29 protein-coding genes are annotated in these 25,334 nt (G+C 66.7%); 18 read left to right on the forward strand and 11 right to left on the reverse strand.

The window, feature by feature from the left end; all coding sequences use genetic code 11:
- Positions 1–168: 168 nt before the first annotated feature.
- Complete coding sequence (locus SPHN_RS13505) at positions 169–1,107, reverse strand: ribose-phosphate pyrophosphokinase (protein ID WP_056053689.1); 939 nt, start codon at positions 1,105–1,107, stop codon at positions 169–171.
- Positions 1,108–1,203: 96 nt separating this feature from the next.
- On the opposite strand from SPHN_RS13505, the gene gltX reads away from it, so the two are divergent.
- The 10 genes from gltX (at position 1,204) to SPHN_RS13555 (ending at position 9,116) form a co-directional block, all read left to right on the forward strand.
- A complete protein-coding gene (gene gltX / locus SPHN_RS13510; RefSeq protein ID WP_248524124.1) occupies positions 1,204–2,529 on the forward strand; it encodes a glutamate--tRNA ligase in 1,326 nt (441 codons plus the stop codon).
- Positions 2,530–3,024: 495 nt separating this feature from the next.
- Positions 3,025–3,684: a TonB family protein gene (locus SPHN_RS13515; RefSeq protein WP_248524126.1), complete on the forward strand. Its 660-nt coding sequence runs from the start codon at positions 3,025–3,027 to the stop codon at positions 3,682–3,684.
- Between the two features lie 55 nt (positions 3,685–3,739).
- A complete protein-coding gene (locus SPHN_RS13520; protein WP_248524128.1) occupies positions 3,740–4,087 on the forward strand; it encodes a hypothetical protein in 348 nt (115 codons plus the stop codon).
- A 14-nt stretch (positions 4,088–4,101) separates the two neighbouring features.
- Positions 4,102–5,205, forward strand: coding sequence for a bifunctional diaminohydroxyphosphoribosylaminopyrimidine deaminase/5-amino-6-(5-phosphoribosylamino)uracil reductase RibD (ribD, locus tag SPHN_RS13525; protein WP_248524130.1), 1,104 nt, complete (start codon positions 4,102–4,104; stop codon positions 5,203–5,205).
- A complete protein-coding gene (locus tag SPHN_RS13530) occupies positions 5,205–5,816 on the forward strand; it encodes a riboflavin synthase (RefSeq protein ID WP_248524132.1) in 612 nt (203 codons plus the stop codon). The genes ribD and SPHN_RS13530 overlap by 1 nt, the downstream gene beginning before the upstream one ends.
- On the forward strand, positions 5,800–6,966 hold the full coding sequence (gene ribB / locus SPHN_RS13535) for a 3,4-dihydroxy-2-butanone-4-phosphate synthase (RefSeq protein WP_248524133.1): 1,167 nt from the start codon (positions 5,800–5,802) through the stop codon (positions 6,964–6,966). The genes SPHN_RS13530 and ribB overlap by 17 nt, the downstream gene beginning before the upstream one ends.
- Positions 6,966–7,388, forward strand: a complete 423-nt coding sequence (gene ribH, locus SPHN_RS13540; RefSeq protein WP_248524136.1) for a 6,7-dimethyl-8-ribityllumazine synthase — start codon at positions 6,966–6,968, stop codon at positions 7,386–7,388. Before ribB ends, ribH begins: the two co-directional genes overlap by 1 nt.
- Before the next feature lie 18 nt (positions 7,389–7,406).
- Positions 7,407–7,598, forward strand: coding sequence for a DUF4169 family protein (locus SPHN_RS13545; RefSeq protein ID WP_349238508.1), 192 nt, complete (start codon positions 7,407–7,409; stop codon positions 7,596–7,598).
- A 291-nt stretch (positions 7,599–7,889) separates the two neighbouring features.
- Positions 7,890–8,705 carry a DUF1206 domain-containing protein gene (locus SPHN_RS13550; protein ID WP_248524140.1) on the forward strand — a complete coding sequence of 272 codons (816 nt, stop codon included), beginning with the start codon at positions 7,890–7,892 and terminating at the stop codon, positions 8,703–8,705.
- Positions 8,706–8,720: 15 nt separating this feature from the next.
- Positions 8,721–9,116 (forward strand): hypothetical protein, encoded by a 396-nt coding sequence (locus SPHN_RS13555; protein WP_248524142.1) that lies wholly within the window; start codon positions 8,721–8,723, stop codon positions 9,114–9,116.
- Positions 9,117–9,123: 7 nt separating this feature from the next.
- Here the strand turns inward: SPHN_RS13555 and SPHN_RS13560 are convergent, their stop codons facing one another.
- Together SPHN_RS13560 and SPHN_RS13565 are read right to left on the reverse strand one after the other, a co-directional pair.
- On the reverse strand, positions 9,124–9,618 hold the full coding sequence (locus tag SPHN_RS13560) for a hypothetical protein (protein ID WP_248524144.1): 495 nt from the start codon (positions 9,616–9,618) through the stop codon (positions 9,124–9,126).
- Positions 9,619–9,890: 272 nt separating this feature from the next.
- Positions 9,891–10,979, reverse strand: a complete 1,089-nt coding sequence (locus SPHN_RS13565; RefSeq protein ID WP_248524146.1) for an alkene reductase — start codon at positions 10,977–10,979, stop codon at positions 9,891–9,893.
- A gap of 51 nt (positions 10,980–11,030) precedes the next feature.
- On the opposite strand from SPHN_RS13565, the gene SPHN_RS13570 reads away from it, so the two are divergent.
- The 6 genes from SPHN_RS13570 (at position 11,031) to SPHN_RS13595 (ending at position 17,163) form a co-directional block, all read left to right on the forward strand.
- Positions 11,031–12,026, forward strand: a complete 996-nt coding sequence (locus SPHN_RS13570; protein ID WP_282580577.1) for a DMT family transporter — start codon at positions 11,031–11,033, stop codon at positions 12,024–12,026.
- Complete coding sequence (locus SPHN_RS13575) at positions 12,023–12,676, forward strand: COQ9 family protein (protein WP_248524151.1); 654 nt, start codon at positions 12,023–12,025, stop codon at positions 12,674–12,676. Before SPHN_RS13570 ends, SPHN_RS13575 begins: the two co-directional genes overlap by 4 nt.
- Before the next feature lie 181 nt (positions 12,677–12,857).
- Positions 12,858–13,133 carry a FeoA family protein gene (locus SPHN_RS13580; RefSeq protein ID WP_060526089.1) on the forward strand — a complete coding sequence of 92 codons (276 nt, stop codon included), beginning with the start codon at positions 12,858–12,860 and terminating at the stop codon, positions 13,131–13,133.
- A gap of 9 nt (positions 13,134–13,142) precedes the next feature.
- A complete protein-coding gene (gene feoB, locus SPHN_RS13585; protein WP_248524153.1) occupies positions 13,143–15,017 on the forward strand; it encodes a ferrous iron transporter B in 1,875 nt (624 codons plus the stop codon).
- Between the two features lie 8 nt (positions 15,018–15,025).
- The gene (ssb, locus tag SPHN_RS13590) at positions 15,026–15,628 is read left to right on the forward strand and encodes a single-stranded DNA-binding protein (RefSeq protein ID WP_282580578.1); all 603 of its coding nucleotides are present in this window, start codon (positions 15,026–15,028) and stop codon (positions 15,626–15,628) included.
- Positions 15,629–15,690: 62 nt separating this feature from the next.
- Complete coding sequence (locus tag SPHN_RS13595) at positions 15,691–17,163, forward strand: sensor histidine kinase (protein ID WP_432715096.1); 1,473 nt, start codon at positions 15,691–15,693, stop codon at positions 17,161–17,163.
- Here SPHN_RS13595 and SPHN_RS13600 read toward each other — a convergent pair.
- The 4 genes from SPHN_RS13600 to metX all read right to left on the reverse strand — a co-directional run bounded on the left by SPHN_RS13600 (position 17,160) and on the right by metX (position 19,801).
- The gene (locus SPHN_RS13600; RefSeq protein WP_248524154.1) at positions 17,160–17,540 is read right to left on the reverse strand and encodes a response regulator; all 381 of its coding nucleotides are present in this window, start codon (positions 17,538–17,540) and stop codon (positions 17,160–17,162) included. The two genes, SPHN_RS13595 and SPHN_RS13600, sit on opposite strands and share 4 nt — an antisense overlap.
- 94 nt (positions 17,541–17,634) lie before the next feature.
- Positions 17,635–18,222 (reverse strand): methionine biosynthesis protein MetW, encoded by a 588-nt coding sequence (metW, locus tag SPHN_RS13605; protein ID WP_248524156.1) that lies wholly within the window; start codon positions 18,220–18,222, stop codon positions 17,635–17,637.
- A complete protein-coding gene (locus SPHN_RS13610; RefSeq protein ID WP_248524158.1) occupies positions 18,219–18,653 on the reverse strand; it encodes a GNAT family N-acetyltransferase in 435 nt (144 codons plus the stop codon). The genes metW and SPHN_RS13610 overlap by 4 nt, the downstream gene beginning before the upstream one ends.
- Positions 18,650–19,801, reverse strand: coding sequence for a homoserine O-acetyltransferase MetX (gene metX / locus SPHN_RS13615; protein ID WP_248524160.1), 1,152 nt, complete (start codon positions 19,799–19,801; stop codon positions 18,650–18,652). Before metX ends, SPHN_RS13610 begins: the two co-directional genes overlap by 4 nt.
- Before the next feature lie 402 nt (positions 19,802–20,203).
- Here metX and hisC point away from each other — a divergent pair, with 402 nt between their 5' ends.
- Both hisC and SPHN_RS13625 read left to right on the forward strand, forming a co-directional pair.
- Positions 20,204–21,301 carry a histidinol-phosphate transaminase gene (gene hisC / locus SPHN_RS13620; RefSeq protein WP_432715100.1) on the forward strand — a complete coding sequence of 366 codons (1,098 nt, stop codon included), beginning with the start codon at positions 20,204–20,206 and terminating at the stop codon, positions 21,299–21,301.
- Complete coding sequence (locus tag SPHN_RS13625) at positions 21,301–22,209, forward strand: prephenate/arogenate dehydrogenase family protein (protein WP_248524164.1); 909 nt, start codon at positions 21,301–21,303, stop codon at positions 22,207–22,209. Before hisC ends, SPHN_RS13625 begins: the two co-directional genes overlap by 1 nt.
- 168 nt (positions 22,210–22,377) lie before the next feature.
- Here the strand turns inward: SPHN_RS13625 and SPHN_RS13630 are convergent, their stop codons facing one another.
- Genes SPHN_RS13630 through ftsE form a run of 4 tightly spaced genes read right to left on the reverse strand, consistent with a single transcriptional unit; the run spans position 22,378 to position 25,200 of the window.
- Positions 22,378–23,058: a lysophospholipid acyltransferase family protein gene (locus SPHN_RS13630; RefSeq protein WP_248524166.1), complete on the reverse strand. Its 681-nt coding sequence runs from the start codon at positions 23,056–23,058 to the stop codon at positions 22,378–22,380.
- Positions 23,055–23,591 (reverse strand): YdcF family protein, encoded by a 537-nt coding sequence (locus SPHN_RS13635; RefSeq protein ID WP_432715097.1) that lies wholly within the window; start codon positions 23,589–23,591, stop codon positions 23,055–23,057. Before SPHN_RS13635 ends, SPHN_RS13630 begins: the two co-directional genes overlap by 4 nt.
- Positions 23,588–24,487 (reverse strand): permease, encoded by a 900-nt coding sequence (locus SPHN_RS13640; RefSeq protein ID WP_248524168.1) that lies wholly within the window; start codon positions 24,485–24,487, stop codon positions 23,588–23,590. The genes SPHN_RS13635 and SPHN_RS13640 overlap by 4 nt, the downstream gene beginning before the upstream one ends.
- Positions 24,484–25,200 carry a cell division ATP-binding protein FtsE gene (gene ftsE / locus SPHN_RS13645; RefSeq protein WP_248524170.1) on the reverse strand — a complete coding sequence of 239 codons (717 nt, stop codon included), beginning with the start codon at positions 25,198–25,200 and terminating at the stop codon, positions 24,484–24,486. The genes SPHN_RS13640 and ftsE overlap by 4 nt, the downstream gene beginning before the upstream one ends.
- Positions 25,201–25,334 lie beyond the last annotated feature (134 nt).

The following is a 25,334-nucleotide window of genomic DNA, read 5'->3' on the forward strand; positions in this document are numbered from 1 at the left end:
TTCTGCGAACGCAGGAGGCCAGGGTTACTCAGCCCCGCCCTTGATTACCGTGGATTCCTGCGTTCGCAGGAAAACAGCTAGACGTCGGCAAAGCCGGCGTGAGCCGACCGCCCGCCGTGTCGGTCGCTGCGAGCATCGGCGCGGCCGTCGCCGCGCCTCCGTCGGTCTTCAGTCGAACAAACTCGACACGCTAGTCTCGTCCGCGATCCGCTTGATCGCCTCGCCGAGCAACGGCGCGATCTGGAGGTGGCGAATTTTGCCGTGAGCGCCCTTGATCACATCGTGGTTGCCGATCGAATCGGTAATGACGAGTTCACGCAATTCCGAACCCTCGACTCGCGCCACGGCACCACCCGACAGCACGCCGTGCGTTACATACGCCACGACGTCCTCGGCACCGGCTTCCTTCAGCGCCGCCGCGGCGTTGCACAGCGTGCCCGCGGAATCGACGATGTCGTCGACCAGGATGCAGAAGCGGCCTTCGACCTCGCCGATGATGTTCATCACTTCCGACTCGCCCGCGCGCTCGCGGCGCTTGTCGACGATCGCGAGCGGCGCGTTGTCGAGCCGCTTGGCAAGGACGCGCGCGCGCACCACGCCGCCGACGTCGGGCGAGACGACCATCAGGTTCTTGCCCTTGAAGCGCGCGAGGATGTCCGCCGACATCACCGGCGCCGCATAGAGATTGTCGGTCGGAATGTCGAAGAAGCCCTGGATCTGGCCAGCATGCAAATCGACCGACAGCACGCGGTTCGCGCCCGCGACCGTAATCAGGTTGGCGACCAGCTTGGCCGAAATCGGCGTACGCGGCCCCGGCTTCCGGTCCTGCCGCGCATACCCCATGTACGGGATCACCGCGGTGATGCGACGCGCCGACGCCCGCTTCAGCGCGTCGATCATGATCAGCAATTCCATGAGGTTGTCGTTGGCCGGATAACCGGTCGACTGGATCACGAACACGTCCTCGCCGCGGACGTTCTCGTTGATCTCGACGAAGACCTCTTCGTCAGCGAACCGCCGCACGCTGACATCGGTCAACGGTGTCTCGAGATAGGCGGCGATCTCCTGCGCGAGGGGCAGGTTCGAATTGCCGGTCATCAATTTCATGAAGCTATTTCCCGCTCTACAGTGCGAACCCCTTAGGCCCAGGTCGCGGATGGTGGAAGGGTTTGCCCGTCGGCGCTCGCCTTCGTACAGGGCGGCATGACCGTAATCACCCGTTTCGCCCCCTCGCCCACCGGCCGCCTGCACGTCGGCAACATCCGCACCGCGCTCCACAACTGGATGTTCGCGCGGGCCAACGGCGGCAAGTTCGTGCTGCGGATCGACGATACCGATCCCGAACGCAGCGAAGAGCGCTTCGTCGACGCGATCCGCGCCGATCTCGACTGGCTCGGGATGACGCCCGATGCGGAGGAGCGGCAATCGGCGCGGTTCGCGCTGTACGAGGCGCGGTTCGCGGCGCTGGTCGCCAGCGGTCATGTGTATCCGGCATACGAGACGACGCAGGAACTCGACCTGAAGCGGAAGATCCAGGCGGGGCGTGGGTTGCCGCCGATTTATGATCGCGCCGCGCTGGCGCTCGATGACGCAGCCCGCGCTAAGCTGGAAGCGGATGGGGTGCAGCCGCATTGGCGGTTCAAGCTCGATCACGACTCGGCGATCGCCTGGGACGATTTGATCCGTGGCGCGGCGCATTTCGAGGCGAAGACGATGAGCGATCCGGTCATCCGGCGCGCGGACGGGTCGTGGCTGTATATGCTGCCCTCGGCGATCGACGATGCCGATATGGGCGTGACGCATGTGGTTCGCGGCGAGGATCACGTATCGAACACCGCGCTCCAGTTGCAGATGTTCGATGCGCTCGGCGTCGCGCCGCCGCGGTTTGCGCACGAGGCGTTGCTGACAGGCGCGGAGGGCAAGCTGTCGAAGCGGCTCGGGTCGCTCGGTGTCGATCATTTCCGCGAGGTCGGGATCGAGCCGCAGGCGGTGCGCGCGCTGCTGGCGCGGATCGGGACGAGCGACCCGGTCGAGCCGATCGCCGACGCCGCGCCGCTGATCGCGGGGTTCGACTTCGCACGGTTCGGGCGGGCGCCGGCGCGGTTCGACGAGGCTGAACTGGCGGCGCTGAACGCGCGGATTTTACACGCGCTGCCGTATGAGACGGTGGCCGGGCGGTTGCCCGAGGGCATGGATGTGGCGGCCTGGGAGGCGGTGCGGCCGAACCTAGTGACGCTGGCCGGTGCGGCGGATTGGTGGGGCGTGATCGAGGGACCGATCGCGGTCGAGCGCGATTTGGAGGCGGAGTATCTCGATCAGGCGCTGACGGCGGCGGGTGAGATCGATTGGTCGGAAGATCCCTGGCATGCGCTGACCGCGCGGTTAAAGGCGGAGACGGGGCGCAAGGGTAAGGCTCTGTTCCTGCCGTTGCGGCGCGCGTTGACGGGCCGCGATCATGGGCCGGACATGGCGGCGTTGCTGCCGCTGATCGGGCGCGAGCGGGCGCTGGAGCGACTCGCGGCGCGCTGATCTATCGACCCCAATGAAGTTCGCCCCGTAAATAGCTTGTTCTCCCGCGAAGGCGGGAGCCCAGACTGGGCTCCCGCCTTCGCGGGAGAACAAGGAATGGCGGCTGACGGTCGTTCCAATCGCAACCGGGCTATTTCTGCGCGGCGATCGATAGAAGTACCCCCCCACCCCAAACACCACCCCGGCGAAGGCCGGGGCCCAATTGGGGAACGTGGCCAACCAAGTACTGCCCTTTGTTACTACGACCTTTCCAATTGGGCCCCGGCCTTCGCCGGGGTGGTTACTTTGATGCGTCCCGCGCGGCCGCCAAACAGCTACCGGCGCGCCCCAAATCGCTCCTCGACATCGAGTACTTCCCGACCGGGAGGAGTTGGGGACATCACACATACTCCCCCGCCCTCAAACACCCTTGCTCCCAAAATGTAATGATGTACCATCCCAACCGGCGGTACCTATCTTGCCGCCATCCTCGAGGAGAAGCAGGGGAGACGGAAAATGTACGCGGATCGACCAAACCGGACGGGCGGATTCAATCCCGGGAGCCTCGGCGTCGCGCTGGTTATCAACTGCGCGGTGATCGGAGCCTTGTTCTTTGCGGCGCCTAACATGCTGCCGTTCGTGCCCGACACGCCGCTCGTGACCTATGTGCCGTACGCCCCGCCGCCGCCGCCCGAACCGGTGCCACCTACAGACCCGCTGATCCGCCAGCAACCGCGCCCCGCCCCGCGTCCCGATGCGCCGATCAAAATAGTGCAGATACCGCAAACCGAAGGCTTGACGGCTGCCCCCGATCCGCTCCCCTACACGCCGCCCATCGGGATCGAAGGCACCGGCACCGTCGCAGTCGATCCGCCGAAAACGGCACCCGTGTTCGTACAGCCGGGCATCGACCCACGCTACGCCGCCGACTTCCAACCGAGCTATCCGTCCGAGGAGCGCCGCGCCGAGCGCGAGGGCCGCGTCGTCGTGCGCGTACTCGTCGGTACCGACGGCCGCGTGAAACAGGTCGAGCGGGTCAGCGCGACCACCAACGCCTTCTACCGCGCGACGCTGGATCGGGCGTTGGCGAAGTGGCGGTTCAAGCCGGCAACGCGCGACGGCGTTCCGATCGAGGCATGGCGATCGATGGCGCTGACCTTTGTCCTCCAGAACTAAAGCTTGAGGAGTGCGGGGCTGGCCTAGCCGGCTCCGTCCCCCTATCTTGGCGCGCATGGGCTTTTTCAGTCGTTTCACGCCGATCGTCGCCTATCGCGACCTGCGGCTCTTCCTCAGCCAGCGCCGGCCGTACGAACTCATTTTTCTCGTGGCCGCGCTCGGCGTCACCAGCTTCCTGATCTACGCGTTCATGAAGGATTCGTACGTCGAGCAGGAATACCGCCCGAAGATCATCTATGTCGAGCAATGGCCCGCGGATCGCACCGATGCGCAGATCATCGCGCAGCAGAAGATCGACGCGCCGATCAAGGCCAAGGCGCTCGCCGAGCAGAAGGCCCGCGAAGACGCACAGCGCGCCGCATTCAAGCGATTGGATGACAAGCTGAAGGCGATGGGAATCTGACCGGCCTGCGCTGGATGGGAACTGCACTGGCACTGGCTGAGCGAAGTCGCGGCAGGACGGCGCCCAACCCCAATGTCGGCTGCGTGATCGTCCGCGATGGCCGCGTCGTTGGACGCGGCTGGACGCAAGCGGGCGGCCGTCCGCATGCCGAAGCGATGGCGTTGGCCGAGGCCGGTGCGAAAGCACAGGGGGCCACGGCTTACGTCACGCTCGAGCCCTGCGCGCATCGATCGCCACGCGGGCCAGCCTGCAGCGACCTTCTGATCGAGTCGGGTGTGGCGCGCGTCGTCGCGGCGCTTGAGGATCCCGACGCTCGAACGGCCGGCCAGGGGTTCGCGCGGCTTCAGGCAGCAGACATCATCGTCACGCGCGGCATTCGCTCGGACGAGGCCCGTCGTTCGATGGCGGGGTTCCTGACGCGGCAGGCACTCGGCCGCCCCCATGTCACCTTGAAGCTGGCCACCTCGCTCGACGGCTGCATCGCGATGGCGGACGGATCGAGCCGATGGATCACCGGCCCGGAGGCCCGCGCCCATGCGCATCTCGAGCGGAGTCGGCATGAAGCGATCCTCGTCGGACGTGGGACGTATGAGGCGGACGCACCGCGACTCGACGTTCGGTTGCCGGGTCTGGAAGGTCGCGCGCCGAAGCGCGTACTCCTGTCGACCACGCTCACCGCTACCCCCTCCCCCTCTCCCCGTCATTCCAGCGAAAGCTGGAATATCCCCGTTGCCGGCCACGACGGAGCCTCATGGGGAGACCCCAGCTTTCGCTGGGGTGACGGAATTGGAGCGGGTGGCGAAAAAAGTCGCGCGTCTGGTGAAAGTGGCGATTGGACTGTCATCACCTCTCCACAAGCCGTCGCCACCCTCCCCAACATCGACCACATCCTCGTCGAAGGCGGCGCGGCCGTAGCGTCGGCGTTCCTATCCGCGGACTTGGTCGACCGTATCCTCCTCTACCATGCACCGATCCTGATCGGCGGCGGGAGGCACGCACTCCGCGACATCGGCCTCACCGACCTGACCGCGGCGCATGGTCGCTGGGCGATCGTCGATGCGCGGCAACTTGGCAGCGACCGGCTCGAGGTCTACGAGCGCGAACGAAACGAGGCATAATGTTCACCGGAATCGTCACCGACATAGGCACCGTTACGCGCGTGGAGTCGCCAGGCGACACGCGCGTCGTCATTGCGACCGCCTATGATACCACCACCGTCGATCTCGGCGCGTCGATCTCGTGCTCGGGCGTCTGCCTGACCGTCGTGGATAAAGGCCCGAACTGGTTCGCGGTCGACGTCTCCGGCGAGACGATCAGCCGCACCGCCAAGGACCAGTGGACCGAGGGCCGGAAATTCAACCTCGAACGCGCGATGAAGCTCGGCGACGAGCTCGGCGGCCATATCGTAACGGGCCATGTCGACGGCCTCGGCACTGTAGTCGCGCTCGCAGAGGAAGGCGGCTCGCACCGCGTCACGATCCGGGCCGGCGCCGACATAGCCCCGTTCATCGCGCCCAAGGGCTCGGTGACGGTCGACGGCGTCTCGCTCACCGTGAACACCGTTCAGGACATCGATGGAGAGGTCGAGTTCGGCCTCAACATCATCCCGCATACCTGGAGCGTCACCACGCTCGGTACGATCCACGTGGAACAGTCGGTCAACATCGAGATCGACGTCCTCGCCCGCTATCTCCAACGCATGGAACATTACCGTGTCAAAGCCAGCTGAATGTACCGCCGAACTGGGGCGCTTGAAGCACGGCTATCTGTCGTCGCCGGAAGAGATCATCGACGAGGCGCGTAACGGCCGGATGTTCATCCTGGTCGACGACGAGGATCGCGAGAACGAGGGCGACCTCGTTATCCCCGCGCAGATGGCGACGCCTGAGAAGATCAACTTCATGGCCAAATACGGCCGCGGCCTGATCTGCCTCGCGCTGACCCGCGACCGTACCGAGGAACTCGGGCTCGAACTGATGAGCCGCAACAACGGCACCCGGCACGAAACCGCGTTCACCGTCTCGATCGAGGCGCTCGAAGGCGTGACGACCGGCATCTCCGCCGCGGATCGCGCGCGGACCATCGCGGTCGCGGTCGATGCGACCAAGGGCAAGGCCGACATCGTCACCCCCGGCCACGTCTTCCCGCTGGTCGCGCGCGATGGCGGCGTGCTGATCCGCGCCGGCCATACCGAGGCGGCGGTCGACGTCGCGCGGCTTGCCGGGCTCAACCCCTCGGGCGTGATCTGCGAGATCATGAACGAGGACGGCACGATGGCGCGGATGGACGACCTCGTCACCTTCGCGCAGTTCCACAACGTCAAGATCGGCACGATCCGCGACCTGATCGCCTATCGCCGCCGCTACGACCACCTCGTCGAGAAGCGCGCCGAAGCAAAGTTCACCTCCGAATGGGGTGGCGACTGGACCGCGCTGACGTTCTGGAACAAGGCGACCGGCACCGAGCAGGTCGCTTTGGTCAAGGGCAGGATCGATCCCAACACGCCGACGCTCGTCCGCATGCACGCGCTGTCGCCGTTCGCGGACATCTTCGGCGAATCGGGCGATCGTGGCCGGATTCTCGCGCGCTCGATGCAGATGATCGCCGACGAGGGCGCAGGCGTGATCGTCGTCATCAACCGCCCCCGCAGCAACACCTTCACCTCCGCGGTGATGAAGAAGGCGGGCGCGGAGATCACCCCGGACATGGAGGAACTGCGCGATTACGGCGTCGGTGCGATGATCCTGACCGAGCTCGGCGTCCACGACATGGTGCTGATCACCAACACGCACCACACGCTGGTCGGGCTCGACGGCTACGGCCTGTCGATCGTCGGTGAACGGCGGATTGCCTCCCTGGATATCGAAAAGAGCAACTGATGGCCCATCTCCTCATCGTCGAAGCGCGGTTCTACGATCACCTCAACGACCTCCTCGTCGAAGGCGCGAAGGCGGCGATCGAAGCCGCCGGGCACACGCACGAGACGATCACCGTGCCGGGCGCGCTCGAAGTCCCCGGTGCGATCGCGCTGGCGGCCGAGAGCGAGACGTTCGACGCGTATGTCGCATTGGGTGTCGTGATCCGCGGCGAGACCTATCACTTCGAGATCGTCGCGGGCGAAAGCGCGCGCGGGATCATGCAGCTGACGATGGACGGCCTTGCGATCGGCAACGGCATCCTGACCACCGAGAACGAAGCGCAGGCACTCACGCGTGCGCGTCCGACCGAGGGCGACAAGGGCGGCGGCGCAGCCAAAGCGGCGCTGGCGATGCTGGCGCTGAAGGACCGCTTCCTCGCGTGACATGCGCGCGTGGGTGAGGTGATCAACCTGCGGCTCGCGCGGAAGCAGCGGGCGAGGGCCGAGGCGGCGGTGCGGGCGGACCAGAACCGGCGGGTGTTCGGGAGGACTGGAGTCGAAAAGGCGGCGGAAGCGGCGGTGAAGGCTCGGGTGGACAGGACGCTGGATGGTGCAAAGCTAGAGAGCCCCGCACCCGACAAACCTCCGGAATAACCTCAACGTCATCCTTCCCCTGGCGAAGGGGGAGCGTGGCACTCAGCGTTGTCCCTCATAATTCTCTTCGCGAACGCCGCGCCTGCGATCCTCCCCCGCCAGGGGAGAATCGTGAAGTCGTGCGGCGCCGGGGCCGTCCTTGTTCTCCCGCGACGGCAGGAGCCCAGTCTGGATCCCCGCGTTCGCGCGGAAGCAAATCCTAGATAGCCGCCGACAACCGCATCCCCCGCTGCCCTCAACAGGAACGTCCCGCGCGCCGCGCCGTTGTGCCTCCGTAACAAAGGGGCGATCATGATTTCGGATGCGAATGCGACGTTGCTCGCCAAACTCGGCTTTGCCGCGCGGGGAGTGGTGTATATCCTGGTCGGCTGGTTCGCCGTCGACGCAGCGCTGCACGGCGGCAAGATTGCCGACAACCAGGGCGCGATCGGGTCGATGGCGGACGGACCGCTCGGCCCCTTGCTGCTGGCGATCGTCGCAGCGGGTCTGCTCGGCTACGCGGTCTGGCGGCTGACCGAGGCCGCGGCCAATCCCGAGGGGATCGGCAGCGACATCAAGGGCAGCCTCAAGCGCATCGGCCACCTGGTCAGCGGCATCGCGCACCTGATCCTTGCCTGGACCGCCGCCAAGCTCGCGATGAAAATCGGATCGCGCGATGCATCGGTTTCGCCTGGCGACGAAAGCGCACGTGACTGGACCGCGCTGTTGCTTGACCAGCCGGCCGGACGCGTTCTGGTCGGCGCGGTTGCCGTCGGCGTGCTGGTTGCCGCGTTCCAGCAAGCGCAGAAGGCGTGGCGCGGCGACTTCATCCATGACCTCCGCGGTGACGCCCCCGCCCCTGGCTATGTCTGCACGATGGGCAGGGTCGGCTATGGTGCCCGTGCGCTGGTGTTCCTGATCGTCTCCGGACTGTTCGGGCTCGCGGCGTGGACGGCGCATGCGAGCGATGCGGGCGGCGTTGCCGATGCCCTGCAGATGCTGCAATCGCAACCGGGCGGCAAATGGCTGCTCGCGATGACCGGGATCGGGCTTGCGCTGTTCGGCGCATATAGTCTGGTCGAGGCGCGCTTTCGCCGCCTGCACGTCGACTTGCCCGGGACCGATTGATAGCACGTCGTTAACATGCCGGTGCTAGCGGACGGCATGTATACGATCAGTTTCGACGTTCCCACCAAAACCCTGACGATCCTCACCGAGGGGTTCTGGTCGATCGCGACGACCGCGGCCTTCTCGGCGGAATTGCTCGCGCGCGGTACTGCGGCGCGGCTGTATCATGGGCGGTTCGTGGTGCTAGCCGACCTGCGCAAGGCGGCGATCCAGCCATTGAAGGTGGTCGACGCGCTCGAAGCGATGATGCCCAAGGCGCTCAAGGTGACGTCCGCACCGATCGCGGCGGTGGTCGCGTCGCATTTGGCAAAACTCCAGACCGAACGCTATCTGAAGGCCGAGAACTGCCGGACGTTCCTCGACATCGACGAGGCAAGGCAGTGGCTTGCGGGCGACGGCCACGCCGCCTGACGGACTTTCAGTCCTGCGGTGCGGTTTCGAGCAACGCCGCCTCGACCTCTTCGACCGTGATGCCGAACGCGCCGGCGAGCCCCGACAAGGACGCGCCGCGATCCGCGAGCGTGCGGATGCGCGCGGTATCGACGATCGTCTTGTAGCTGCGCGTGTCGCGGTCGGTCTTCGATTCCGCGCCGCTGCGCGCGAGCGCGCCCGAGCGGCGACGCTTGGAAATCTTCAGTGCTTCGACGTCGTTGGTCGGCGGCGCATCGAGCCGCGCCTTGATCCGCTGATCCTCCTCGACCCGCCGGCTTTCGCGGACGCGTTCGCGCTCCTGGGACTGAAGGTCACGCTGGGCGGCGCGCGATTCGGATCGCTGCTCCGATGCGGCAAGTCGCTCCCTCGCGCGCTGCTCGCGGCCGTTGGCGCGCTCCTCCGCCCGCTTTGCGGCACGTTCGGCGGTACCGGGCATGAGCGGCCCTGTTCCCCTGCCCCCGCTCGGCCAGCCGTCGCTCATTGCATGTCCTGTCGTCACCGGTGCGCCCTACGACGCGGAGGCGCGCTGCTAGGCGATGACGTCACCGGTGACTAGGGGGTCCAAGTCGTCACCCGACCATCCGCCCCCCCGCCGTCATCCCAGCGAACGCTGGGATCTCACCGTGGGGCGAACGTCGCGAGCCACGAGGGATACCCCAGCTTTCGCTGGGGTGACGGTTTTGGGGTGGGCTGACGGAGCAAGGTGACGGACGTTCAGCAGTCGAGGCAAGGCCGCGACTTGGAGCCGCCGGGTTACGCGTTCGCAGTCTCGAGCGCGGGATAGTCGATATAGCCCTCGGGGCCCTGGCTGTACCACGTCTTCGCGTCGTCCTTCGCGAGCGGTGCGCCGGTGCGCAGGCGCTCGGGCAGGTCCGGGTTCGCGATGAACGTGCGCCCGAAGGTGATCGCGTCGGCATTGCCCGAATCGAGCTCGGCCTGCGCTTCCTCGACGGTTGTGTAGTCCGAGTTGACGATCAGCACGCCCTTGAACACTTTCCGAATCGCCGGGCTGAGCTTCGGCACGTCGGTCTTGCCGAACGTGCCGTCGGGGCCGGGCTCGCGCAGTTCGAGGAACGCGATGCCGAGATCGGACAATACCTTCGCGGCGGCGGTGAACAGCGGCTCGGGGTTGCTGTCGTCGACACCCTGCGAATCGCCGTTGGGCGACAGGCGGACGCTGACGCGATCTGCACCCGCGACCGAGATCACGCGCTCGGCGACTTCGCGGAGCAGGCGGACGCGGTTCTCGATCGAGCCACCGTACTCGTCAGTACGCAGATTGGCGTTATCGCGCAGGAACTGGTCGATCAGATAGCCATTCGCCGCATGGATCTGCACGCCGTCGAAGCCGGCCGCCAGCGCGTTCTTCGTCGCCAGCTCATAATCTTTCAGCAGGCGCGGGATCTCGTTCAGTTCAAGCGGACGCGCGACCTCGAAGTCCTGCTTGCCCTCGAACGTGTGTGCCTGGCCCTCGGTCGCGGTTGCCGACGACGAGACCGGCTGGCCGCCGATCACCGACGAATGGACCTGGCGCCCCATGTGCCACAGCTGCGCGACGATCCGGCCGCCAGCGGCGTGGACCGAGTCGGTGACGGGCTTCCAGGCGGCGACCTGCGCATCGGTCCACAGACCCGGCGCGAACGGCCAGCCAAGGCCTTCGCGGCTGATGCCGGTGGCCTCCGAGATGATCAGGCCGGCGCTCGCCCGCTGCGTATAATACTCGACCATCATGTCGGTCGGAACGGCATCCTTGTCGGCACGCCCACGCGTAAGCGGCGCCATGAGGATGCGGTTCGGCGCGGCGATGGCGCCAAGGGTAATGGAATCGAAAAGGCTAGGCATGGAAGCTCCTTATTGGCCTGACGGGCGGAAGATAGGAGGCTACAGGGCGGCATGCATCGCCCCGCCCCGCAAACATTATCTAGCGTGCCCGATACGCCGCGCGGTTCGACAGCGGAGGCGAACAATGTCGCTGCGCCGGGCCTGATCGCGTTCGCGGCGTTGGTGGTGGCGAACGTGGCGCTCGCGTTCGGGCCGTGGTTCGTGCGCGCGACCGAGGTCGGGCCGGTCGCGGCCGGGTTCTGGCGGCTCACGCTGGCGGTGCCGTTCCTCGTGGTGCTGGCGGTCCAGCAGGGCGCGCGGCCGAGGCGGCTCGGGTGGAAGCTGTGGGCCGGGCTGCTCGCGGGCGGGGTGTGCTTCGCGGCCGACCTCGGCACCTGGCATCTCGGGATCCTGCGCACGACGCTCGCCAATGCGACGCTGTTCGGCAACGTCGCGACGCTGATCTTCCCGATCTACGGCTTCCTGATCGTGCGAAGCTGGCCGACGCGGACGCAAGGGTTCGCACTGGCGTTGGCGGCGGCGGGCGGCGCGTTGCTGCTCGGGCGGTCGTATCAGCTCGATGCGAAGAACCTGGCGGGCGATCTGTTCTGCCTGCTCGCGGGGCTGCTCTACACCGTGTATTTCATCCTGATGGCGCGCGCCCGGGCGACGCTCGCCCCGATATCCGCGCTGACGCTGTCGACGCTCGCCGGCATCGTGCCGCTGCTCGTGTTCGCGCTGGCGATGGGCGAGCGCGTGCTGCCGACGCATTGGGGTCCGCTGATCGGGCTCGCTCTGTGCAGCCAGGTGCTCGGGCAAGGGCTGATGATCTACGCGCTCGGCCGCTTCACGCCGCTGGTGATCGGGATCGCGCTGCTGATCCAGCCGGTGGTAGCAGGCCTGGTTGGCTGGCTGGTGTACGGCGAGCGACTCGGCACGGCGGATCTGGTCGGCGTCGTGATGGTCGCGGTCGCGCTGGTGCTCGTCCGCCAAGGACCCGGCCCCGAAGCGTTACCTCTTGAAGACGCGCTTGATACGCCTGATTTTGGACGGCAGGAGACGGTATGACCCAGGACCTTACGCTCGACGAAATCCGCGCCCTGCTGGCGCCCGGCATTGCTTCCAACGCGGCGTTCGACGGCTGGAGCGACGCCGCGCGCGACATGGCCGCGCAGGCCGAGGGAATCGACACCGACGTGGCCGCGCTGGCGTTCAAGGACGGCCCGGTCGACATGATCAACGCGTGGTTCGCGCATATCGACGGCGTGATGCTCGCCGCAGTGCCGCCCGAGCGGCTCGCGCTGATGAAGATCCGCGAGAAGATCACCGCATTGGTCGAGGCGCGACTCGATGCGACGTCGATCGATCGCGAATCGCTGCGCCGCGCGGTGGCGATCCTCGCGCTCCCGCAGAATCTGGCAAAGGCGACGCGACTCGGCTGGCGGACGGTCGATACGATCTGGCGCGCAGCCGGCGACGTCTCGACGGATTATAATTACTATACCAAGCGAACCATCCTGCTCGGCGTGTACGCGTCGACGATCACCGTGTTTCTCGACGACGAGAGCGAAGGGCTCGCCGAAACGCGCGCATTCCTCGGTCGGCGGATCAGCGGCATCATGCAGTTCGAGAAGGCCAAGGCCGGTTTTCTCAAGCGGACCGAGCACGGCTTCAGCCTGTCGCGATTCGTCGGTCGCCTGCGCTATCCGACAGCCTGAAGGTTTGAGCCAGGACGACCATCAGGATTTGTCATCCTGGGCTCGACCCAGGACCCAGAGCCACGAACGCCGTCCTGTTTGGTTCTGGGTCCTGACTTTCGTCAGGATAACGATGCGTTGGCGTCAGTTGGATCGGCTTTAGGCTTCCCTTGCCGGTGAGTTACTGATAATCAGTCGCATCATGGACACTCGCCCCGATCGTTCCGTCAGCCTCGAAACCTTGCCGCGCAAGCAGCACGCCATTGTTGCGGCAATCGAGTGGGCGCGGCTCGCGGGGCCAGAAGCGCGGCGATTGCGCGAGCTGGGCTTCGACGAGGGCGTCGACGTCGAGGTCCTGCACCGCGCGACGCTGGGCCAGGGCCCGATCGCCTGCCGGATTGGCCGCATGACCGTCGCGCTGCGGCGCGCAGTCGCCGGCGCCATCCACGTTTCGCCGATGCCTGCCGCGGCCGAATAATCCTTTAGAATGAACGTAGCACCGCTGGTTGCGCTGGTCGGCAATCCCAATGCCGGCAAGAGCGCGCTGTTCAACGCGCTTACGGGTGCGCGCCAGAAGGTCGGCAATTATCCGGGCGTCACGGTCGAGCGGAAAGTCGGGCGGCTGATGCTCGACGACGGGCGACCGGTCGAACTGGTCGACCTGCCCGGTGCGTACAGCCTCGAGCCATCTTCACCCGATGAGCGTGTCACGCGCGACGTCGTCACCGGCACACAGGATGGCGAGCGCCTGCCCGATGCGCTGGTCGTCGTCGTCGATGCCGCCAATCTCGACAACCACCTGCGCTTCACGCTCCAGTTGATCGCCCTCGGGCTGCCGGTCGTGGTCGCGCTCAACATGGTCGATCTCGCCGAGCGCGACGGGCTGAAGCTCGACCCCAAGGTGCTCGAACGCGAACTCGGCGTGCCGGTGATCCCGACCGTCGCGGTGCGCAAGCGCGGCCTCGACGAACTCAAGGCCGCCCTGTCCGGCATCGTCATCAATGGTCCCATGCGGCTGCGCAAATCCGACGGCAGCGTCCAGGACGACATCGTCACGCTCCAGCGTCGCGCCCGTACGATCGCCACCGCGGCGACCGTATCCGAGACGACCGTTCGTCGCTGGACGCACATGCTCGACGCGGTCGCGCTGCACCCCGTCGCGGGGCCGATCCTGCTGCTGGCGATCATGTTCCTGATGTTCCAGGCGGTGTTCAGCTGGGCCCAGCCGTTCATGGACGCGATCGACGCGGGCTTCACCGCGCTCCAGGCGTTCCTCACCGCCGAAATGCCCGATTCGCTGCTCCGCTCGCTGTTGGTCGATGGCGTGATCAAAGGCGTCGGTGCGGTGATCGTGTTTCTGCCGCAGATCCTGATCCTGTTCCTCTTCATCCTCGTCCTCGAAGCGAGCGGCTACATGGTCCGCGCGGCGTTCCTGATGGACCGCGTGATGGCGAGCGTCGGGCTGTCCGGCCGCGCGTTCATCCCTTTGCTGTCGAGCTTCGCCTGCGCGATCCCGGGCATCATGGCGACGCGGACGATCGACGACGAGAAGGACCGGCTGACGACGATCCTGATCGCGCCGCTGATGACGTGCTCCGCGCGCCTGCCGGTCTATACGCTGATAATCGGCGCGTTCATCCCGAACACGCAGGTGCTGCCGTTCGTCGGGCTGCAGGGTCTGGTGATGCTCGGGCTGTACGTGATGGGCATCGTTGGCGCGTTCGTCGCGGCGCTGGTGCTGCGCCGGACGGTGACCAAGGGCGTGTCGTCGGGCTTCATGATGGAGATGCCGAAATACCAGTGGCCGCAGTGGCGCGACGTCGGCATCGGCCTGTGGAGCCGCGCGCAGATCTTCCTGAAGCGCGCCGGTGGCATCATCCTGGTCTCGACCGTGATCCTGTGGGTGATGCTGAGCTTCCCCAAGCCACCCGAGCAGCCCGCCGGTGCACCGAAGATCTCGGCGGTCGATTATTCGGTCGCCGGGCGGATCGCCAACGGGATCGCGCCGGTGTTCGCACCGATCGGCTTCAACCGCGACATCGTCCTCGCGCTGATCCCGGCGATGGCCGCGCGCGAAGTCGCGGTCGCAGCGATCGGCACGGTCTATGCGATCGACGATCCCGACAGCAATCAGGGCGGCAAGGCGATGGTCGAGAACCTGCGCGGCCGCTGGAGCCTGCCGACCGCACTCGCGTTCCTGATGTGGTTCGTGTTCGCGCCGCAGTGCATTTCGACCATCGCCGTCACCCGTCGCGAGACCAATGGGTGGAAATGGCCCGCCTTCATGGTTGGCTATTTGTTCGCCGCCGCCTACATCATGGCTGGCATTACATACTGGCTGGCGGTGTTCGCCGGCCTCTGAGGGGCATCATGGCAGGCAGCGTCAACAAGGTCATCATCGTCGGCAATCTGGGTCGCGACCCGGAGAGCAAGGCGTTCCAGAACGGCGGCAAGGTCGTCAATTTGCGCATCGCGACGTCGGAGTCCTGGAAGGACAAGATGTCGGGCGAGCGCAAGGAAAAGACCGAATGGCATTCGGTCGCGATCTTCAACGAAGGTCTGGCGAACGTTGCCGAGAAGTATCTGCGCAAGGGCTCGAAGGTCTATATCGAGGGCGCGCTCCAGACCCGAAAGTGGCAGGACGCGCAGGGCCAGGACAAGTACTCGACCGAAATCGTGTTGCAGGGCTTCAACAGCGTATTGACGATGCTCGACGGCCCGAACGGTGGCGCAGGCGGTGGTGCAGGCGGCGGCGGTGGTAGCCGCGGCGGTGGCGACGACTGGGCCGGCGGTGGCGGCGGCAACGACTTCGGCGGTGGTTCGTCGGGTGGTGGCGGCGGTTACGGCGGCGGCGGCGGCGGCCGTGGCGGTAGCGCATCCTCGGGCGGCGGTAGCGGCGGCGGGGCACGTGGCGGCGGCTTCGGTCAGACCGGCGGGTTCTCGGACGATCTCGACGACGACGTGCCGTTCTAAGCTCCGTGCCGACGCTGCATTCAATTCCTGCACCTTCGTTCGACGAGGCCGAGCGCTCACGCGTGATCTCGGCCTACGACGTCGCGGGCGCGCGCGCGAAGGGTCAGCTCGACGACATCGTGTCGTTCGCGGCCGAGCTTTGCGACGCGCCGATCGCGTTGCTGAGCCTGGTCGAGGAGGAATATCAACGGTTTCTCGCGCGTAGCGGTACCGATCTGGAGCAGACGCCGCGCAGCATGTCGTTCTGCGCACATGCGATGCACCATTACGAGGTGATGGAAGTGCCGGATGCGCGGAACGATCCGCGCTTCGTCGACAACCCCCTGGTGACCGGCGAGCCGTATGTACGGTTCTACGCGGGCGCGCCGCTGGTCTCCAGCGAAGGCGTGCCGCTTGGTGCACTGTGCGTTTTGGCGCCCGACCCGCGCGAGGGGCTGACGCGGTTCCAGCGAGATGGCCTGACGTTGCTCGCCAAGACGGCGATGGGACGGCTCGACGATCGTCGCACGGCCCGCGAGCAGGCCTTTGCCGAGGCCAAGGCACGCCGCGTTCTCGAGGCAAGCGACCTGAAGTTCCGCACGCTAGCCGACACCATGCCGCAAATGGTGTGGTCGACACTGCCCGACGGCTTTCACGATTATTTCAATGCACGCTGGTACGAATTCACGGGGACGCCGCCGGGGACGACCGACGGCGAAGGCTGGAACGACATGTTCCATCCCGAAGACCAGGATCGCGCCTGGTCGGTCTGGCGGCACTCGCTGGAAACGGGCGAGCCGTATAATATCGAATACCGGCTGCGGCATTTCGACGGCACGTACCGCTGGGTACTCGGCCGCGCGCTGCCGGTGCGCGACGAAAGCGGTGCGATCCAGCGCTGGTTCGGGACGTGCACCGACATCCACGAACAAAAGCTCGCCTATGAAGAGCGCGAGGTCATCAGCCAGGAGCTGAGCCACCGCATCAAGAACATCTTCGCGGTGATCGCCGGGCTGATCGCGTTCGCCGCACGTGGCAAACCCGAATTCGCCGGCATCGCGACCGACCTGCGCCACCGCATTACCGCGCTGGGCCGCGCCCATGACTTCGTCCGGCCCCACAGCGCCAATTCACGTCCGTCGGCGGCGCAGAACAGCCTGCGCGGCCTGTTGCACGAGCTGTTCGAGCCGTATCAGCGCGTCGATTCGATGCGCGTCACGGTGTCGGGCGACGACGTGACGATCGACGATCGCTCCGCCACGCCGCTCGCCCTGCTGTTCCACGAGCTGGCGACCAACGCGACCAAATATGGCGGGCTCGCTACCGAGCTGGGCACCGTACGGATTACCGTGACCTCGGACGACGGCATGGTCAGACTGACTTGGCGCGAGGAAGGTGGGCCGATCGTTACCGAACCAGCGACGCCGGCAGGGTTCGGCACGCAGCTCATCGAAATGAGCGCAGTGCGTCAGCTGGGTGGCAATATCGACCGGCAGTGGAACGCCTCGGGTCTGACCGTCGTGCTGGACATCCCGAAAGCCGCGTTCAGCCGTTAGACGATGCGGATGACATCGTCATGGGCGACCGGCTTCTCGTCGCAGGCGAGGGCAGCCGCTGCCAGGATCGCCGCGTCGCTGAACGGCTTGCGGATATAGCCGAGACACTCGGCATCGCCGATTTGCGCGGGATTGGCGGTGACGAACACGACCTTGACGCCGTATTCGTCCGACATCCGCTTGGCGATCTCGGGCCCGGTCGCACCATCGCGCAGATTGATATCGACGAACGCGAAGCTGCATCCCGGCGCCGCCGCGATAGCGCTCTCGCGATCGGCCGCGATCCCCGCGACGCCGTACCCGGCATCGATGAGGATTCTCTCGAGGTCGAGTGCGACGAAAATCTCGTCTTCGACAATGAGGGCGGTCTTGGTCATCGGCGTGTTAACCGGTCGTCACAGGATAGGTTCCGTAGCGATACTGATCTCAATCAGTATTCGACGACATAGTGTCACATTTATCGCCGGACCGTTACCGTCGCAGCAGGAATACTGCGTGCTCTGCAAACAGGTTGGCGGCGCCCGCGCCGGTGCGCTTGTCGCCCGACAGGAACCACGCATCCTCGACGATAATTCCGCGCGCCTTCACGAAGCTGCGGAAATCGTCGATCGTGACGTGGTGGATGTTGGGCGTATCGTACCAGCTCTCGGGCAATTGCCGCGTCACCGGCATCCGCCCACCCCACAGTAGCGACAGCCGGACGCGCCAATGCGCGAAATTGGGGAAGCTGACGAACGCGTGCCGACCGATCCGGAGCAGGTGATCGAGCACGAGGTCGGGCGCGCGCGCGGTCTGCAAGGTCTGGCTGAGGATCGCGTAATCGAAGCTGCCGTCGGGGTAGCCCGCGAGGTCGATATCCGCATCGCCCTGGATCACCGACAGCCCACGCGCGACCGCGGAAGCGACGTTGTGCGCATCGATCTCCAGTCCGCGCGCATCGACGTCGCGGGTGTCGCGGAGTGCCGCCATCAGCGCACCGTCGCCACAGCCGATATCGAGCACGCGACTGCCTTGCGCGACGTTCTCGGCGATGACGGCGAGGTCGGTCCGTAAGGTCATGGTGCGGTCCGTAATTGCTCGGCGAGGCCGGGGGCGAGCCGTTCCATGTAGCGATCGGCGCGGACCAGCGGGTGGAAGCCGAGGTCGGCGTATACGCCGTGTGCGTCGGCAGTGACGAGGCCGATCCGCCGCAGCCCGGCGAACGATGGATGATCCAGGAACCAGCCCACCATCCGCCGCCCCAGGCCCTGCCCGCGCACGGACTCCTCGACCCAGACATCGGCAAGCCACGCGAACGTCGCATGATCGGTTATCATCCGCGCGAACCCCACTTGAGCGCCGTCCTGATACGCACCGAGGCAATGCGAGCCGGCGATCGCGCGCTCGACCAGATCGCGTTCGATCCCCGGCGACCAGTAGCTGCTTGCCAGCCAGCCATGGATGCGATCGACCTGCAACCGGCTCGCGTCGTCCGAAAGGATAATCGTCATCGCCCCGCCCTCAGGAAACCGTCGACGACCCGGTTGAGATCGGGCGCCTCGAGCAGGAATGCGTCGTGGCCGTACGGGCTCGACAGCTCGACGAAGCTGACCGGCGCACCGGCTGCGTTCAGCGCCTGGACGATCGCCCGCGATTCGGCAGTCGGGTACAGCCAGTCGGTGTCGAAGCTGACGAGGCAGAATCGCGATTTGGTCGCTCGAAACGCGTTGGCGAGCAGCCCGCCATGCTCCTCGGCGAGATCGAAATAATCCATCGCCCGGGTGATGTAGAGGTACGAGTTCGCATCGAACCGGTCGGTGAAGGCGAGGCCCTGGTGGCGCAGATAGCTCTCGACCTGGAAATCGGCGTCGAACCCGAACGATTTCGCGTCGCGCGCCTGGAGCCGCCGCCCGAATTTCTCGGTCAGCCCGGCTTCGGACAGATAGGTGATGTGCGCCGCCATCCGCGCGACCGCGAGCCCCGCGGTCGGCGCTGCGTCGTCGTGATACTCGCCGCCGCGCCAGTTCGGGTCGGCCATCACCGCCTGGCGTCCGACCTCGTGGAACGCGATGTTCTGCGCGGTGTGCCGCGCGGTCGAGGCGATCACCACGCACGCCTTCACCCGGTCGGGGAAAGTCGCGGGCCAGCTCAGCGCCTGCATCCCACCCATCGATCCGCCGACCACCGCGTGGAGCACGTCGACGCCGAGATGATCGAGCAGCATCGCCTGCGCGCGCACCATGTCGCGGATCGTGATGACCGGAAACCCCATCGCCCAGGGCCGCCCGGTGGCCGGATTGATCGTCGCCGGCCCCGACGAGCCCATGCAGCTGCCGAGCACGTTCGCGCAGACGACGAAGTGGCGCGCGGGGTCGATCGGCTTGCCCTCGCCGACCATGCGCGTCCACCAGCCGGGCTTGCCGGTGCGGGGGTGGTTCGACGCGACATGCTGGTCCCCGGTCAGCGCGTGGCAGATCAGGATCGCGTTCGACGCGTCGGCGTTGAGCGTGCCGTAGGTCTCATACGCGATATCGACCGGCGACAGCAGCACGCCGCCATCGAGGCGCAGCGGCCCCGGCAACGTGACGCGCCGTGCGAGGCCGAAACGCGGGTCGGTGTCGTGGCCGGTGCTGGGGTCGATGGCAGGCGTGTCGAGCATGCCGCGCGCTACCATAAGCGCCCGCGAACATGCCAGCGCTGCGTCCTCGATCCTCCCCCGCAAAGGGGGGGTGGCTGGCCCTTGCCAGACGGAGGGGGAGGAAAGGAAAACCGCTGTTGCGTCACCCTCCCCCTACGTCGCTTCGCGCCACCCCCCCCTTGCGGGGGAGGATTAGCCGAACCGTCCCGTCATCCGTCCCCCCTCCTCCGTCATCCTGACGAAAGTCAGGACCCAGGGTAACGAGCGGTGACTTCCGTGGCTCTGGGTCCTGACTATCGTCAAGATGACGGGGGGAAGCGGGCGGACTCGATGCCGACCTTGGCCAAACACCATCCCACCCACGCACAAATATTTGCCACCGCGGCACCGCGCCCGCTATGTCCCGCGGCCATGACAAACATCATGCCCGCACCCGCGCCGAAGCCCTGGATTCTGGGGATCGCGCCGTACACGCCCGGTCGCTCGACGACCGACGATGGCCGCACGGTGATCAAACTGTCGTCGAACGAAAACCCGCTCGGCACCAGCCCCGCCGCGAAGGCCGCGTTCGATGACGCCGACCGGACGCTGGAACGCTACCCCGACGCCGGCGCGACCGCGCTGCGCGAGGCATTGGCGGCGCATTACGACCTCGATCCGGCACGCGTGATCTACGGCACCGGCTCGGACGAGATCCTGCATCTGGTCGCTGGCGCCTACGCCGGCCCGGGCGACGAGATCATCCACGTCCGCTACGGCTTCGCGGTCTACGAGATCGCGACGCGCCGGGTAGGAGCAGAACCCGTCATCGTCGACGACCGCGACTACGCCACCGACGTCGACGCGATCCTCGCCGCGGTCACCGAGCGCACGCGAGTCGTGTTCGTCGCCAACCCGAACAATCCGACCGGCACCTTCACGCCGCGCGCCGAAATCGCGCGGCTGCATGCCGGCCTGCCGAAGTCGGTGCTGCTCGTGCTCGACCAGGCCTATGCCGAATATCTCTCGCCGGAAGAGGACGATGCGGGCCTCGCGCTGGCGATGACCGAGGCGAACGTGCTCGTCACGCGGACCTTCTCGAAGATCCACGGTCTTGCCGCCGAGCGGATCGGCTGGGGCTATGCCTGCGCGCCGATCATTGACGCGATGCACCGCATCCGCGCACCGTTCAACGTGACCACCGCGGGCCAGGCCGCCGCAGTCGCGGCGATCGCCGACACCGGCTTCGTCGAGGCGACGCGCGCGCACAACGACACGTGGCGCGGCTGGTTCGTCGAGCAGATCGGGCAGATGGGCAATGCCGGGCTTCGTTGCGTACCCTCCAAGGCGAACTTCGTGCTCGTGCTGTTCGAGGGCAAGCTGACCGCCGACGCCGCCTATCACGGGCTGATGGAGGCGGGCTACATCGTCCGCTGGCTGCCGGGCCAGGGCCTGCCGAACGCGCTGCGCATCACGATCGGCACCGAGGAGGAAACGCGCGGCGTCACCGCGGCGCTGCGCAACCTAGTCGAATCCGCCTGATGCTGCCGTTCGCGCGCGTCACGATCATCGGGCTGGGACTGATCGGTTCGTCGGTGGCGCGCGCGGTACGGGACACGATGCCGACGGTCCGCGTGACCGGCTACGACGCCGACGCCAGCGTGCGCGAGACGGCAGACCGGCTGCAGTTCTGCGACGACGTTGCGGACTCGGCGGGGGCCGCGGTGATCGACGCCGACCTCGTGATCCTGTGCGTCCCCGTCGGCATCATGGGCGATGTCGCGCGCGCGTTCGCGGCCGAACTTCCCGCCGATGCGATCGTCAGCGACGTCGGCAGCTGCAAGGCCGAGATCGTCCGCGCGCTCACCGAAGCGCTGCCGAACGCGACCGTCATCCCCGCCCACCCGGTCGCCGGCACGGAGCGCAGCGGCCCCGAGGCCGGTTTCGCAACGCTGTTCCGCCACCGCTGGTGCATCGTCACGCCCCCCGAGGGCGCCGACCCGGTCGCGGTCGAGCGCGTTTCCGAATTCTGGCGGCGGCTCGGCGCGCAGGTCGAGACGATGGCGCCCGAGCACCACGACCGTGTCCTCGCCGTCACCAGCCATCTGCCGCATCTGATCGCCTACACGATCGTTGGCACCGCGGGCGATCTCGAGGAGGTGACCCAGTCCGAGGTCATCAAATATTCCGCCGGCGGCTTCCGCGACTTCACCCGGATCGCGGCGTCCGACCCGACCATGTGGCGCGACATCTTCCTCAACAACCGCGAGGCGGTGCTGGAGATGCTGCAGCGCTTCTCAGAGGACCTGAGCCATCTCCAGCGCGCGATCCGCTGGGGCGATGGGGATGCGCTGTTCGACCTGTTCACGCGGACTCGGGCGATCCGGCGGAGCATCGTCGAGCAGGGGCAGGACGACGACGTCCAGGATTTCGGGCGTACGCACGGCTGAGCTGGAGCCACCGTACCGTTTAGAAGTTAGAAGCGCACCTCCCCGGCGGAGGCCGGGGCCCAGTTGGGTAGGCCGAAGTAACAGCGCACAACGCACATTAGCGACGTCGCCCAACTGGGCCCCGGCCTCCGCCGGGGTGGTGAATCGGTTGAGGTACCTTCCCCGGACCTAATCCAGCGCGTTCATCGCCGCATGGACCCGCTGCTCAGCCTCCTCCCGCGGCAGGCCCGGCGGCACCACCTCGCCGAACCGGAACGTGATCACCCCCGGCAGCTTCGGCCCCTTCTTCGGCCACACCAGCCCGCTGTCGCACGCGATCGGCACCGTCGGCATCTTCAGCGCTCGATACAGCCCTGCGAACCCCGGCTTGAGCGGCGGATGCTCACCGGGCAAGACGCGCGTCCCCTCGGGAAAGATCAGGATCGAGCGGCCCGTCGCCTTGGCCGCGCTCGCTTCGCGCATCATGTTGCGCATGGCCTTCGCCGACGCCTCGCGGTCGACCACGATCGCGCCGTATTTACGCGCCGCCCAACCCCAGGCCGGAATGTCGGCCAGCTCGCGCTTCAACACGATCGCCGGGCCGTCCAACAACGCCTGCAATTCGAGCGTCTCGAACATCGCCTGGTGCTTGCAGGCGTAGAAAGCCTGCTCGGTCGGGCGAGTCCCCTCGACGCGGATATGCACGCCCAGAATTACCCGCGCGCACCAGCGATGGAACCGCGTCCAGATCGTCGAATGCACGATCACCGCGCGCGAGCCGAACAGCGCCGAGATCGGCACGGTCACCACGATCGGCACCGAGATCGTATAGAAAACGAGCATGAACGCCCAGTTACGCAACCAAATCATCCGCCAAATCCAATCCACAACGCGATCCGGCGAAGGATCAACTTGTTGTATTCGTTGACCAAGGTCCCGAGCCTCGGCGTACCGGGCACACCGTCGCCGAGGATCACCACATTCTTGTCGAGCGCCGCCGACAGCTCCATCCGCGCCCGTGCGACATGCCAATCCGACGTCACCAGCCGCACCGACCGGTATTTGTGCACCCGCACCCACTGCGCGGTTTCCTCGGCGTTCGACCGCGTATCGACCGCGTCGGCACCAAGATCGATACAGCACGCGAACAGATCAGGCGACGTCCGGTACTCCAGCGCGAGATCGATCGGCCGCACTCCCGGCGCGACGCCGGTCACGAGCATCCGCTTCGCCTGGTGATCGCGGAGCAGCGCAATGCCGCGGTCGATACGCCCTGCCCCGCCGGTCGGCACGACGATCGCATCCGTCGTGAAACCGTCGAGCGGCTTGGGCAGCAGCAGCATGAACACCGCGAACCCGAATGCCCAGGCAAGACCCAGGATGCCGAAGAACCGCACGATCACAGGATATGCCTCAACGCGCGGACGATCGTAACGCGGGCGGCGAGCGTGGCGAGGACGACGAACGCGACCGGGAGCAGCGCGAGGAGCACCCAGTCGGCCCCGCCGAGCGTCACGCCCCCGAGCAGTTCGGAACCCAATCCATGCAATCGGATGCCGATGAACCCGACCACCAGCAGCGCGACGACACCGCCGCCAACGCCACCGATCGTCGCATCGAGCGCGATCCGCCGCTGGAACAGCCGCGCGACCTGAAGATCGGTCGAGCCGAGCATGTGCATCACCGCGATCGTCGCGCGGTGCGTCTCGAGCCCGGCGCGCGCGGCGAGCACCACGACGGCAGCCGTCGCGCTCGCCATCAACAGAACCAATGCCAGCGCGAGGAAGGTCAGCGCGCGCATCACATCGTTGACCGGCGACATCCAGCTTTCATGCCGATCGACGCGAATGGTTGGGCCGAGCCGCCGCACCGTGGCCGCGACCCGCGCGGCCGCCGCCTCGCCGTGATCCGCGAGGTCGACGTCGATCATCGCCGGCACCGGCAATTGCGGATCGGCGCCGTCGGACCCAAGCCAGGGTTGCAGCAACCGTGTCAGTTCGGCGCGATCGACCGGCGTCGCTTTCGCTACCGCCGGTATCCTGCGCAAGGCGGCAAGCACGCGCGCGGCGGCGACGTCCCGGCGCACCGGATCGCCATCGACGATCTGCACCGTCAACCGCCCCGCCAACTGCCGATCGAGCAACCGCGCCGCCCCCGCCGTCGCGAGGCCAAGTGCCGCGGCGAGCATCGTCAGGAACAGCATGATCGCCATCACCCACGTCATCGCGCGCAGGCCGCCGGCTTCGTCGAGTACACGGCGTTCGGCGGAAGACCGCGCTTTGGTGGCGCGACCGATCATTCGGGCCGCGTCGGCGGATAGCGGAGCGACCCCGTCGGATCGAGCAGCCGCCCGCGGTCGAGCCGCATCATCTGCGCGCCCGGTATCCGCCCCAGCAAATGGAAGTCGTGCGTCGCGACTACGACGGTCGTCCCCAGCTTGTTGAGCGATTCGAACAGGTGCAGCAGCCGCTCGGCCATGTCGGGATCGACGTTGCCGGTTGGCTCGTCCGCGACCAGGATCTCTGGCCGCGCGATCACCGCGCGCGCGATCGCGACGCGCTGTTGCTCCCCACCCGACAGCGTCGCCGGCCGCGCATCGGCACGCTCGGTCAACCCGACCCAGGCGAGCATCTCACGCACCGGCTGCTCGATATCCGCCTCGGGCATGCCCGCCACCCGCAACGGCAGCGCGATATTATCGCAGGTCGACAGATGCGGCACGAGCCGGAAATCCTGGAACACCACGCCGATCCGCCGCCGAAATCCGGGCAGCCGGTCGCGCGACAGCACCACCGCATCTTCGCCGAACAGCCGGATGACGCCGCGCGTCGGCCGTTGCGCGAGGTACAGCAGCTTCAGCAGCGAGGTCTTGCCGGCACCACTCGCACCGGTGAGAAAATAGAACGCACCGCTGCGCAAGGTGAAGCTGACGTCCGACAGCGTCTCCGGTCCAGCGTCCGGACCCGTGCCGTAACGAAGCCCGACATTCTCGAATTGGACGATATTCGCCATGACGTGGTTGCGCCCGCTTTCGCCCGCTTGATGCCCGTGCCAATGCCCGTATCGGCGCTTTCGCATGAAAGCGCGGGCCGCTTCAAGCTTGCCACATCCGTCGGCGGCGTGCTTATTCGGCACGAGAACGGTCG

Source organism: Sphingomonas faeni (assembly GCF_023195535.1).
Lineage (GTDB): Bacteria > Pseudomonadota > Alphaproteobacteria > Sphingomonadales > Sphingomonadaceae > Sphingomonas > Sphingomonas faeni_B.